Here is an 11664-nt window from a genome sequence, read left to right as displayed (position 1 = left end):
GGGGGGGGGGGGGGGGGGGGGGGGAAAAGGGATCAGTAGCGGGAGGGCATGCCTTCGGGGCGGGTTTTGAAGCGACGATGGAGCCACATATACTGTTCCGGGGCCATCATGATGCACTGCTCAACGATCTTGTTCATCCACGCGGCGGTGGTTTCCGCGTCGTCCAGCGGCGGGGAACACTCTGGCGGCAGGATAATCAGTTCATAACCTTTACCGTCCGGTTTGCGGCGCGGGACGAAGGGCACGATGCAGGCTTTGGACATTTTCGCCAGCATCCAGGTGCCGGAGGTGGTCGCCGCCTGGTCGACCGCAAACAGTGGGGCGAAGACGCTGGCGGTCGGGCCGTAATCGTGATCCGGTGCGTACCACACCACTTCGCCTTTTTTCAGTGCCCGGATCATGCCTTTCAGATCCTTACGGTCAATCATATCCTTGTTGGAGCGCAAGCGGCCCCAGGTCTGCAGCCAGTCGATCACCGGGTTGTCGTTGGGGCGATAGACGCCAATCCCCGGCTCGTTCATACCGAACATCCGCGCTCCCATCTCGAGAGTGAGGAAATGAATACCGATCAGCAGAATGCCGCGCTGCTGCGCCTGCACATCGCGAATATGCTCAAAGCCGATGGTGTCGGTCCAGCGGGCGATACGGCGAACCGGCCAGAACCAGGCCATACCGGTCTCCATCAGCCCCATGCCCACCGATTCAAAGTTCATCACCACCATTCGGTGGCGTTCCTGCTCGCTTTTCTCGGGGAAGCAGAGCTCAAGATTGCGATAGGCGATTTTCGCCCGGCGCTTCATAAAGCGCATGGCCAGACGGCCGATGGCGTTCCCGAGGCGGTAGATCAGCGGGTAGGGCAGTTGGACAACCAGCCACAGCAGGCCGATACCCAGCCACAGCAGCCAATAGCGCGGATGCAACAGCGCCGGAGAAAATTTAGGCAAATGAGTCATTTCATACCCGTATCAGTGAGCAACGTCTTATATTATCGCATTTTTTTACCGGCCAGCCAAAGGCGGCGACAGTCAGCTCGTTTTGTTAAGCGGGGCGCGACCGGGTGAGAGAAATGTAGCGTAAAATGTAGGGATGTAAATTAATTAGCTTTGCTATATCATGCCCGCCGTTTATTTCCTCATTTCTATGTCGAGCAGGTACACCATGCCAGTGTTACACAACCGCATTTCAAATGAGACGTTAAAGGCGCAAATGCTGGCTGAGACCGAGCCGCGCACGACGATCTCATTCTATAAATATTTCACCATTGTCGACCCGCAGGCGACCCGTGATGCGCTGTGGGTTGCCTTAACCCAGCTGAAGGTCTTTGGCCGCATCTATCTGGCCCGGGAAGGGATCAACGCGCAAATCAGCGTGCCGCAAAGCAACGTTGAGGCTCTGCGTGAGTTTCTCTATGGCTTCGATCCGGCGCTGGCGGGGCTGCGTTTCAATATCGCCGTGGAGGACGATGGTAAGTCTTTCTGGGTGCTGCGCCTGAAAGTTCGCGATCGTATCGTCGCCGACGGCATCGACGATCCCTCGTTTGACGCCTCCAATGTGGGGGAGTATCTCAAGGCGGCGGAAGTCAACGCGATGCTTGACGATCCGGATGCCGTGTTTATCGATATGCGCAACCACTATGAATATGAGGTGGGCCATTTCGAAAACGCGCTGGAGATCCCGGCGGATACCTTCCGCGACCAGCTGCCGAAAGCCGTGGAAATGATGCAGGACCATAAAGACAAGAAAATTGTCATGTATTGCACCGGCGGCATTCGCTGTGAAAAAGCCAGCGCCTGGATGAAGCATAACGGCTTCAATAAGGTCTGGCACATCGAGGGTGGCATCATCGAGTACGCCCGTCGCGCCCGCGAGCAGGGGCTGCCGGTGCGCTTCATTGGCAAAAACTTTGTCTTTGATGAGCGGATGGGCGAGCGGATCTCCAATGACGTTATCGCGCACTGTCATCAGTGCGGCGCGCCGTGCGACACCCATACTAACTGCCTGAACGATGGCTGCCATCTGCTGTTTATCCAGTGCCCGAGCTGCGCCGAGAAGTTTGCCGGCTGCTGTAGCGAAGCCTGCATGGAAGAGCATAAGCTACCGGAAGAGGAGCAGCGTAAGCTGCGCGCCGGGCGTGAAAACGGCAACAAAATCTTTAATAAATCCCGTGGCCGGCTGAATACCAAACTCGGGATCCTCGACCCGGAGCCGTCAGAAAAACCATAACCAGACGAGATCGATGATCGCCAGCAGCAGCCAGAGCGCCAGGTAGATCATAAAATGCTCGCGCACGTTGTTGACCAGCATATTAAACAGGCGACGCATAACCGCTCTCAATCACTAACGGCCTCAGCAGAGGCCGTTTCTTTACCCAACGGCAAAAGTGCCGCATTCCATTACGCGTTAAAGCGCGCCAGAGAAAAGGGGGCCAGATTGAAGCTCGATGCTTCGCCCTGAGCAAACTGACTGGCAATTTCGCCCAGCACCGGCGCAAACTTAAAGCCGTGGCCGCTTAGCCCGGTGATCAGCAGCGTGTCTGGCCTGCCTGGCAACGTATCGATAATAAAGTCCTCATCGACGGTATTGTCGTAGGTACAGGAGGCGCCGTGCAGGCAGCCGCCGATGCCAGGCAGGACGTTACGCAAAAACGGGAAGGATTCGGAACCATCGCTGGCGACAGCGCCAAACGCTACCCGTTCCTGCGGGGTGGAGATCGGCTGGCCGCCGTTATGCTTGCCAATTTTCAGTTCATTATCTTCCGCCGGGAAACCGTAATATTGATCGCCGTTGGGCAACTCGCCGGTGAAGGCCGGGAAGTGATTCTTGCTGCTGTAACGGCCATCGGCCTGGTACCAGGCGAACACCTTGCGTACCGGCTGGATAGGGAGATCCGGAAGCAGGCGGGTGACCCAGGTGCCGGCGCTGACCAGCAGCTTTTTACCATGATATTCACCGTCGAGGGTATCGATGGTGATCCCGTCAGCATGGTGATGAATAGCCGAGACCGGACAGTTGAATAGCTGCGCGCAGCCTGCTTCTCGCGCCAGACGGATCCAGGTTTCGACGGCCAGTTCGCTGCGCAGTACGCCGGAAGCGGGTTCGAAAATCGCCCGATAGTCATCGGGGAGGCGTATCTCCGGCCAGCGCTGCATCACGGCCTGGGCATCCAGCTCTTCCACCTCAAGCTGGAACGCACGGGCGCTGGCGGCGACGTTGGCGAGAAAAGCGGAGCTGGCGGGGCCGAGGTTAATGACGCCGGTGCGTTCAAACACGGCTTCGCCACTGATCTCTGCCAGTTCATCCCATAGCTGCTGGGCACGCAGCACCAGCGGAACATATTTCTCACCTTCGCCATAGGCGTGACGGATAAGACGGCTGCTGCCGTGATGGCTGCCTTCCTGGTGGGGAGGTTGATGGGCATCGGTCATCAGAACATTGAGTCCGGCACGGCGCGCATAATAGCCAGCGGCGGCGCCGACGGAGCCGCTGCCAATAATGATAAGATCGTATTGCATGGTGAGTTCCGGGTAATTGCCTTGTTAGCAGGGTAATTAACTCCCTGTGCTTATACAAGCCCGAAAATAATTCAGGCACCCGCAGGTGCCTGTTAAGTTTAATGTTAAGTCATTCGCAAGCCGCGTTAATGTCGGCGGTACTCGTTTTCCTGGTATTCGCCAGATTCAATCTTCGCAATGCCTGCTTCCAGGATTGAAATAAACTGACGTGCGACGTCCGTCGTTAGCCATAGCGTCTGGCCGATCTCAGCATCATTACTGTTTTCTTGAGTGGGGTTCTGGTAGTGCAGGCGCAACATCAGCGCATCGTAGCTATCAACGGTGCTGATGTCCCATCCAACGAGGGGATGGGTCTGAATGACTTCATTATTTTTTTCCATCATAACCCCTTATTCATATGTTAAAAGACAACAATTCTCGAGGTTTAATGCATATTTTTTGAAGCAAGTTAATTATATCAGGGATCAAGAATAAACTCGAGAAATTAAATGAAAGGCAGCATGATTTTCTTCTTTTGCCGCTTTTTTACTCAAGATAAGCGCGTAAAATGGCCACTTTAGTCGATATTGAGCAGAATAATCAGGACTATTCTGAACAGAAGAGGGGATAAAAAAAGCCGGGGCGACCCGGCAAAAAAAGCACAATGAGGGAGCAAACCAGAGTAACTGGATCCCGCCATGCTTCAGGAGAGATCGTGGACAAACCAGTCGTCCGCGCTTTCCCATGTTTCCTGCAGGATTTCGCTTATCCGGTCTTTGTCTTCTTTCAGGGCGCCAAACACCGAGAGCTGATTGCCGCTGGCGTAGCGGACGCTCACCTGGCTATCGATGGCCGGGAATTGCTCGGCGATACGGCGAGAGAGTTCGTTATTCAGCGCTTCCAGCGCGCCGTTAGGTAAGGCGGTCGTTTTGGCGATAGACACTTCAATGCGCATAATTGCCCCCTGCGTTCGATACTGGTTATTTATACAGTATCTGGTTAGCGTTGACAACAGGGGGCTGCGTTTTTATTTCTTCACGGTCCAGCGAACGGTTTCACCCGCCAGGAAGGGCACCAGGGTGTCATTAGGCAGGGCAATGCTGTCCACAACGGTCGTCTCTTCACGCACCAGTTCAACGTAGCTCTCATTGACCGGCAGACCGTAGAAGCGCGGGCCGTTCAGCGAGCAGAAAGCCTCAAAGTGCTGCAGAGCGTTCATTTCTTCAAACACGGTGGCGTAGCTGCCGAGGGCGGTCGGGGCGTTAAAGCAGCCGGCGCAGCCACAGCTGGCTTCCTTACGGTGGCGGGCGTGCGGTGCGGAGTCGGTGCCGAGGAAGGCGCGGCTGAAGCCGCTGGCGACCAGCTCCCGCAGAGCCTGCTGATGAATATTGCGTTTAAGTACCGGCAGACAGTACAGGTGAGGGCGAATGCCGCCCACCAGCATATGGTTGCGGTTGAACATCAGATGCTGCGGGGTGATGGTAGCAGCCAGCAGTTCATTACCGTCACGCACGTACTCGGCGGCGTCTTTGGTGGTGATATGTTCAAAAACCACTTTCAGGCCGGGCAGGCGCTGGCGCAGGGGCTCCATCACCGTCTCAATAAAGCGCGCTTCACGATCGAAAATATCAATCTCGGCGTGAGTGACTTCGCCGTGAACGAGCAACGGCATCCCCAGTTTTTCCATCCGCTCCAGCACTGGCATAATGGCGTCGGTGCTGGTGACGCCGTGGCTGGAGTTAGTGGTGGCATTGGCCGGGTAGAGCTTGGCGGCGGTGAAAACCCCTTCGTTAAAGCCGCGTTCCAGCTCCGCTGGGTCGAGGGAGTCTGTCAGATAGCAGGTCATCAGCGGGGTAAAATCATGCCCGGCCGGCACGGCGTCCATAATGCGCTGGCGGTAAGCGATAGCCGCCGCGACGGTGGTGACAGGCGGCACCAGATTCGGCATCACGATCGCCCGGCCATAAAACTCACTGGTATAAGGCACGACGGTTTTCAGCATATCGTCATCGCGCAGATGGATATGCCAGTCGTCTGGGCGGCGGATTTTCAATACCTGGGATTGTGCTGTCATGGAAGGCTCCGGCTAATAGGTTCAGTCATCAGGGCTGTTTTTTGCCGGGCACTAAGGATAAGCGTAAACGTTTTCCTTTGCACTCATTTCCGTAAAAAATTCAGGGCGCCGTAGCGCCCTGGAGATTAATTGGTAAAGGGGATGACAATCTCGCCTGGCTTCACCTCTATACCTTTGGCGTATTTCTTCGCCAGCGCTTCGCCGGTGCTGGCGTCCTCACGCAGGACATAAGCCGGCTGCTGGCTGAAGTAGCTGCGCAGAGACTGATTCAGGTAGGGGAGCAGGGCCTGAATAACCGACTGCAGCTTCTCCGGCGCCACTTTGGCATCGACCACTTCCATTTCCTGCAGGAAGATGGCGCCTTTCTCTCGGTCAAAGGTTGGCAGCGCTTTGAGCTTCAGATCGATCGTCGCTTTCTGCGTGCCGAACAGGGAGTTAAGATCGACGTTGGCGATCCCGCTCAGGGTGACTTTGCCCGGCTCCTCGCGCCCGATAGCGCTGGTCAGGTTCTGCAGTTCGATATGGGCGTCGGCAACGCCTTTCAGACCAATATCTTTGGCGAAATGGTTTCGCTTCTGCAGGGCCTGGTTAATCTCCTGCTCGCTTACCGTGTATTGGGTCAGCTGATTACAGCCGCTCAGCAGGCCGCTGACAATTAGCGCGGCGGCGATCAATATCTTTTTCATGGGGTTCCTCAAGCTCATACCTTCCTTCATCCTGACACAAAGCATCATGACCTGTCAGCACCCATCGCGCCAGCAGAATAGGCTGAAAGCAGGAGAAACCGCCGCCGCGCGCATCAGGTGCGCGGCTCCAGCATACCGGAGGCAGAGCGTTTCGGACTGAATTGCCACCATAGCGCCAGGAAGGTGATAACCCCGATGGCGCCGAGCATCAGCCACGGCAGTTCGGGCTGGCCGACGGCTTTCCCGGCATCAAACAGCCAGCCGCCGCCCGCGTAACCCAGCGCGCCGCCGAAGGCGAGCCCCAGACGGCTGAAACCCATATAGCTGCCACGCGCCCGGGCGTCCGCCAGCGAAGCGCCCAGCGTCTCGCGGGCGGGTTCGGCAATGATAGAGCCGATGTAAAACAGGCAAATCAGGGTAAACAGCTGCTGTAAACTGCTGGTCATCCCGATGGGGAGCATGGCCAGGGTCATCACCAGCAGACCGGCCATCAGCCGGTGCTCAAGGCGGAAGCGTTTTTCGCTCCAACGGGCAATAGGATAGAGCAGGGTGAGCGAAATGGTGGCTTCGATGGCGTACATCCATTTCACGGCGGCCGGCGAGCCGGCGATGTCATTCACCATGATCGGCAGCATCAGCATCACCTGCACCGCCAGCATATAATAGCCGGTCAGCGTCAGGACATAGGTGACGAAGCGTTTGTCCCGCAGCACCCGGCCCAGACCCTCGCGAATCGGCGTTTTCACCGTCGAGAGCTTCCATGCCGGCAGATACCAGGCGTTAAACGCGGCGCAGGCGATAAACAGCGCGGCGCCGGCGCTGCACACCAGGCGAAAATCATACTGCAGCAGCCAGCTGCCCAGCAGCGCGCCAATCACCGCGCCGGCGCTATCCTGCATCATCAGGATGGAGAAAAAGCGGCCGCGCTGATGCGGACGCACCAGCTTAACCACCAGCGCCGCCCGCGGCGGATCGAACAGTGTACCGCCGAGTCCGGAGAGTATGCACGAGAACCACAGCACCCACGGCTCATGGGCGACGGCCATCGCCGCGAAACCGCCGGCACGCATCAGCATACCGGTGACGATCATCGGTTTCGCGCCGAAGCGGTCGGCGATGGCGCCGCCAAAGATGCCTAATCCCTGCTGTACCAGCTGGCGCAGGCCGAGCGCAATGCCGACCATCAGCGCTGCCCAGCCCATCTGATCGACAAAGCGGATGGAAATCAGCGGAAAAACGACAAAAAAGCCCAGCACGACCAGCATGTTATCGACTAACAGGAAATATTTACCCAGGCTCCTTGCCTGCGAGACGCGGGACATTTCCCCTCCAGGGAAAAATAGAGATAAGCGAGGATATTCTGCGGGCAATCTGCTGCTTTTCCCAGCACCCTTGCGACAATATTTTTTTATCAAAAAGCAAGATCGATTGAGCCTATTCATCGAAAAGAGGAGATGGCGCAGAAAATGGTATGTTGCTGTTTTCACACTATCGTGCAGGAAAGGTATAGTGATGAAAGCAAGAGTGAAGTCAGGGGGACTGAAAAAGGAAATGTTTGGCTATCGCAGTAACGTGCCGAAGGTGCGTTTGACGACGGACCGGCTGGTGGTGCGCCTGGTTCACGATCGTGACGCTTGGCGTCTGGCCGATTATTACGCCGAAAATAAAGCGTTCTTAAAACCCTGGGAGCCGGTTCGTGACGACAGCCACTGCTATCCCTCCGGATGGCAGGCGCGTCTGTCGATGATCGCTGAGTTTCATAAGCAGGGGTCAGCTTTTTATTTCGCGCTGCTCGACCCTGAGGAAAAAGAGATCATCGGTGTGGCGAATTTCTCCAACGTGGTGCGCGGATCTTTCCATGCCTGTTATCTTGGCTATTCCATTGGCGAGAAGTGGCAGGGGCAGGGGCTGATGTTTGAAGCGCTGACGTCGGCGATTCGCTATATGCAGCGCACGCAGCATATTCATCGCATTATGGCCAACTACATGCCGCATAATCAGCGCAGCGGCGCGCTGCTGGCGCGGTTGGGGTTTGAAAAAGAGGGTTACGCCAAAGATTATCTGCTGATTGACGGGCAGTGGCGTGACCATGTACTGACGGCGCTAACGACGCCGGACTGGTCTGCGGGACGTTAAGGAGAGAGGATGAAATATCAGTTAACTGCGCATGAAGCGCGCGTCATTGGCTGCCTGCTGGAAAAGCAGGTCACCACCCCCGAGCAGTATCCGCTGTCGGTAAATGCTGTGGTGACCGCCTGCAATCAGAAAACCAACCGCGAGCCAGTGATGTCGCTGAGCGAAAGCGAGGTCCAGGCCCTGCTGGATACGCTGGTGAAACGGCACTATCTACGCACGGTCAGCGGATTCGGTAATCGCGTCACCAAGTATGAACAGCGCTTTTGCAACTCCGAATTTGGCGATCTGAAGCTTAGCGCCGGCGAGGTTGCGGTGGTCACGACGCTGCTGCTGCGCGGTGCTCAGACGCCGGGCGAATTACGCAGCCGGGCGCAGCGGATGTATGAGTTCAGCGATATGGCGGAAGTGGAAAGCGTGCTGGAAGGGCTGACGACGCGCGAAGATGGCCCCTTCGTCGCCCGGCTGCCCCGGGAGCCGGGAAAACGGGAAAGCCGCTATATGCATCTGTTTTGCGACGATATGGACACGCTGATCACCACAGTGGAAGCTCTCGCGCCGCTGGACGATGACGGCGATCTGCGCGCCAGGGTTGAAGCGCTGGAGGGCGAGGTGGCGGAGCTGAAAGCGCGCCTCGATTCGCTGTTACACCATCTGGGAGACTAAAACGTGGGGACAAGATTGCGCATTGGGGTGGTCGGCTTAGGCAGCATTGCGCAGAAAGCGTGGCTGCCGGTGCTGGGGGCGGCGGAAAGCTGGACGCTGCAGGCGGCCTGGTCGCCGGGTAAAGAGAAGGCGCTGCGGATCTGCGAAACCTGGCGGATGCCATACGCTGATTCCCTCGATGCCCTGGCGGCACAGTGCGATGCGGTCTTTGTCCATACCTCGACGGCTTCACATTATGAAGTAGTGAATCACTTACTGAATGCCGGGGTTCATGTTTGTGTGGATAAACCATTGGCGGACAAGCTGAGTGAGGCGGAGACGCTGGTCGAGCTGGCGGCGCGACGTCGACTGACGTTGATGGTCGGTTTTAATCGCCGCTTCGCGCCGCTCTATCGGGAGCTGAAGGGGCGGCTGGGCGAGGCGGCCTCGCTGCGGATGGATAAGCATCGTAGCGATAGCGTCGGCAACGATCTGCGCTTTACGCTGCTTGATGACTATCTGCATGTGGTGGATACCGCGCTATGGCTGGCCGACGGTCAGGCACGTCTGCGCGGCGGCGCGCTGAAGATCACCCCGCAGGGCGAAATGCTCTATGCCGAACATCAGTTCAGTTCGCCCCGGCTGCAGGTCACCACCAGCATGCATCGTCGCGCAGGCAGCCAGCGCGAGTGGGTGCAGGCGGTCACGGATGGCGGGCTATATGCCGTCAGCGAGATGCGCGAATGGCAGGAGGAGTGCGGTCATGGCGTGGTCCAGCGCCCGGTTGCCGGCTGGCAAACCACCCTTGAGCAGCGCGGTTTTGTCGGCTGCGCGCGCCATTTTATCGAATGCGTGCAAAATCAGACAGTTCCTGAAACTGCAGGCGAACAGGCGCTGCTGGCTCAGCGGATCGTTGAGAAACTGTGGCGCGACGCCATTAGCGAATAATCCATTGTAACAACTGACAGTAGTAATTCATGTTGAACCCGGTAGACTATCGCCACTTTCCAGCGCCCGCATTTGCGGGCGTTTTACTCCAGGGTTTGGAATAACAGCGTAATGAACCTTTTAAAATCACTGGCGGCAGTCAGTTCGATGACCATGTTTTCGCGCGTGCTGGGCTTTGCCCGCGATGCGATTGTGGCGCGTATTTTTGGCGCCGGGATGGCGACCGATGCCTTTTTTGTCGCCTTCAAACTGCCTAACCTGCTGCGGCGTATTTTTGCCGAAGGCGCCTTCTCACAGGCGTTTGTGCCGATCCTTGCCGAATATAAAAGCAAGCAGGGCGAAGATGCCACCCGCGTGTTTGTCTCATACGTCTCCGGGCTGCTGACCCTGGCCCTGGCTATCGTTACCGTTATCGGGATGCTGGCGGCGCCGTGGGTAATCACCATTACTGCGCCCGGCTTTGCCGATACCGCCGATAAGTTTGCGCTAACCACCCAGCTGCTGCGTATTACCTTTCCCTATATTTTGCTGATCTCCCTGGCTTCGCTGGTGGGGGCGATCCTCAATACCTGGAACCGCTTCTCGGTGCCGGCCTTTGCGCCGACGTTCCTCAACGTCAGTATGATTGGCTTTGCGCTGTTTGCCGCGCCATATTTCCATCCGCCGGTGCTGGCGCTGGCCTGGGCGGTGACGGTCGGCGGCGTGCTGCAGCTGGCTTACCAGCTGCCGCATCTGAAGAAGATTGGCATGCTGGTCCTGCCGCGAATTAATCTGAAAGATGCCGGCGCGATGCGGGTGGTGAAGCAGATGGGGCCGGCGATCCTTGGCGTGTCGGTAAGCCAGATCTCCCTTATCATCAATACCATTTTCGCCTCATTCCTCGTGTCGGGCTCGGTGTCGTGGATGTATTATGCCGACCGCCTGATGGAGTTTCCCTCCGGCGTGCTGGGCGTGGCGCTCGGCACTATCCTGCTGCCATCGCTGTCAAAAAGCTTCGCCAGCGGTAACCATGACGAGTATTGCCGGCTGATGGACTGGGGACTGCGTCTCTGTTTTCTGCTGGCGCTGCCGAGCGCGGTGGCGCTGGGGATCCTCGCCAAACCGCTGACCGTGGCTCTGTTCCAGTACGGCAAATTCAGCGCCTTTGACGCGGCGATGACCCAGCGCGCGCTGGTGGCTTATTCCGTGGGGCTGATGGGCCTTATCGTGGTGAAAGTGCTGGCGCCGGGCTTCTATTCCCGTCAGGACATCAAGACCCCGGTCAAGATTGCTATTATCACCCTGATTATGACCCAGGTAATGAACCTGGCGTTTATCGGCCCGCTGAAGCATGCGGGTCTGTCGCTGTCCATCGGCCTGGCGGCCTGCCTGAACGCCGCGCTGCTCTACTGGCAGCTGCGTAAACAGAAAATTTTCACCCCGCAGCCAGGCTGGTTGGCCTTCCTGCTGCGTCTGATTATTGCAGTGCTGGTTATGGCCGCGGCGCTGCTGGGCGTCATGCATCTCATGCCTGAGTGGTCGCTGGGGACGATGCCGTTCCGTCTGATGCGTTTGCTGGCGGTGGTTATCGCCGGGGTGGTAGCCTATTTCGCCACGCTGCTGGTGCTGGGCTTCCGCGTGAAAGAGTTTGTCCGTCGCACGGCGTAAGCGGTTGTGTGGGTAGAAAAACCCCGCTTCGCCGCAGGCG

The 11664-nt window shown here is 57.4% G+C and carries 13 protein-coding genes; 5 read left to right on the top strand and 8 right to left on the bottom strand.

Going from position 1 to position 11664, the window contains the following annotated elements:
- Nucleotides 1–32: 32 nt before the first annotated feature.
- On the bottom strand, nt 33–953 hold the full coding sequence (locus HMPREF9538_RS18890; protein WP_004140735.1) for a Kdo(2)-lipid IV(A) acyltransferase: 921 nt from the start codon (nt 951–953) through the stop codon (nt 33–35).
- Nucleotides 954–1158: 205 nt separating this feature from the next.
- Here HMPREF9538_RS18890 and HMPREF9538_RS18895 point away from each other — a divergent pair, with 205 nt between their 5' ends.
- Nucleotides 1159–2223 carry a rhodanese-related sulfurtransferase gene (locus HMPREF9538_RS18895; RefSeq protein WP_002898987.1) on the top strand — a complete coding sequence of 355 codons (1065 nt, stop codon included), beginning with the start codon at nt 1159–1161 and terminating at the stop codon, nt 2221–2223.
- On the opposite strand, the gene HMPREF9538_RS0127240 is transcribed toward HMPREF9538_RS18895, so the two are convergent.
- From HMPREF9538_RS0127240 to mdtH, 7 genes are all read right to left on the bottom strand, one after another.
- Nucleotides 2209–2322 (bottom strand): DUF2770 family protein, encoded by a 114-nt coding sequence (locus tag HMPREF9538_RS0127240; RefSeq protein WP_002898988.1) that lies wholly within the window; start codon nt 2320–2322, stop codon nt 2209–2211. The two genes, HMPREF9538_RS18895 and HMPREF9538_RS0127240, sit on opposite strands and share 15 nt — an antisense overlap.
- Nucleotides 2323–2393: 71 nt before the next feature.
- On the bottom strand, nt 2394–3512 hold the full coding sequence (gene solA, locus HMPREF9538_RS18900; protein ID WP_002898990.1) for an N-methyl-L-tryptophan oxidase: 1119 nt from the start codon (nt 3510–3512) through the stop codon (nt 2394–2396).
- Nucleotides 3513–3637: 125 nt separating this feature from the next.
- Nucleotides 3638–3892, bottom strand: coding sequence for a biofilm formation regulator BssS (gene bssS / locus HMPREF9538_RS18905; RefSeq protein WP_002898992.1), 255 nt, complete (start codon nt 3890–3892; stop codon nt 3638–3640).
- Between the two features lie 302 nt (nt 3893–4194).
- The gene (gene dinI / locus HMPREF9538_RS18910; protein WP_004140729.1) at nt 4195–4446 is read right to left on the bottom strand and encodes a DNA damage-inducible protein I; all 252 of its coding nucleotides are present in this window, start codon (nt 4444–4446) and stop codon (nt 4195–4197) included.
- A 72-nt stretch (nt 4447–4518) separates the two neighbouring features.
- A complete protein-coding gene (gene pyrC, locus HMPREF9538_RS18915) occupies nt 4519–5565 on the bottom strand; it encodes a dihydroorotase (RefSeq protein WP_004176586.1) in 1047 nt (348 codons plus the stop codon).
- 125 nt (nt 5566–5690) lie between these two features.
- Entirely contained in the window at nt 5691–6251 is a 561-nt protein-coding gene (locus HMPREF9538_RS18920; protein ID WP_004150824.1) for a lipoprotein, read from the bottom strand.
- Nucleotides 6252–6364: 113 nt separating this feature from the next.
- A complete protein-coding gene (gene mdtH / locus HMPREF9538_RS18925) occupies nt 6365–7573 on the bottom strand; it encodes a multidrug efflux MFS transporter MdtH (protein ID WP_002899096.1) in 1209 nt (402 codons plus the stop codon).
- 229 nt (nt 7574–7802) lie between these two features.
- Between mdtH and rimJ the strand changes: the two genes are divergently transcribed.
- From rimJ to murJ, 4 genes are all read left to right on the top strand, one after another.
- On the top strand, nt 7803–8387 hold the full coding sequence (gene rimJ / locus HMPREF9538_RS18930; protein WP_002899099.1) for a ribosomal protein S5-alanine N-acetyltransferase: 585 nt from the start codon (nt 7803–7805) through the stop codon (nt 8385–8387).
- 9 nt (nt 8388–8396) lie between these two features.
- The gene (locus HMPREF9538_RS18935; RefSeq protein ID WP_004179323.1) at nt 8397–9050 is read left to right on the top strand and encodes a YceH family protein; all 654 of its coding nucleotides are present in this window, start codon (nt 8397–8399) and stop codon (nt 9048–9050) included.
- Between the two features lie 15 nt (nt 9051–9065).
- A complete protein-coding gene (locus tag HMPREF9538_RS18940) occupies nt 9066–9977 on the top strand; it encodes a Gfo/Idh/MocA family protein (RefSeq protein ID WP_004140718.1) in 912 nt (303 codons plus the stop codon).
- A gap of 111 nt (nt 9978–10088) precedes the next feature.
- Nucleotides 10089–11624, top strand: coding sequence for a murein biosynthesis integral membrane protein MurJ (gene murJ, locus HMPREF9538_RS18945; RefSeq protein ID WP_002899104.1), 1536 nt, complete (start codon nt 10089–10091; stop codon nt 11622–11624).
- Nucleotides 11625–11664: the final 40 nt, after the last annotated feature.

Source organism: Klebsiella sp. MS 92-3 (assembly GCF_000195655.1).
Classification (GTDB): domain Bacteria; phylum Pseudomonadota; class Gammaproteobacteria; order Enterobacterales; family Enterobacteriaceae; genus Klebsiella; species Klebsiella pneumoniae.
Note: the sequence above shows the minus strand (reverse complement) of the source record. Positions and strands in the feature narration are given on the sequence as shown.